1 protein-coding gene is annotated in these 554 nt (G+C 43.0%); it reads left to right on the plus strand.

Annotated features, from left to right (window positions below; translation table 11 throughout):
* Positions 1-554 (plus strand): M3 family metallopeptidase (locus tag R7O13_RS29865; protein ID WP_318305594.1); only part of this gene is annotated, 554 nt, incomplete at both ends.

Consider the following 554-nt stretch of genomic DNA (forward strand, 5'->3'; position numbering starts at 1 on the left):
CTTCCATAACTGGGTTATTCGAGATCTGCCGCTTTGCCAAACTTACTACCCAATGACACTTGCAGAAACCGCTTCTATTTTTGCAGAGAATATCGTACGCGATCATTTGATCTCGAAAGCAGAAAGTGTGGACGACAAACTCGAAATGCTTTGGGAAGAGCTGTCTTCTGCGCTGGCGTTAATGATCAATATTCCTGTTCGATACGAGTTTGAAAAAGCATTCTACGAACGTCGTCAGGAGGGGGAATTAACCGCTCAGGATTTCTGTAATCTGATGTCAGAAACGTGGAAAGATTGGTACGGAGACGTGATGAGTGAAGCTGACCCTTATTTTTGGGCAAGCAAGCTGCACTTCTCGATTGCCGATGTGAGTTTCTATAACTATCCGTATCTATTCGGCTTCTTGTTCAGTAAAGGCATTTATGCGCAACGTGAAGCTAAAGGTGAAAACTTCTACATTGATTACGTTAATTTACTGCGTGATACTGGCAACATGATGGCAGAAGAGGTGGTTGAAAAACATCTATCGATGGACTTAACCAAACCAGACTTCT

The organism is Vibrio sp. Y176, from assembly GCF_033438945.1.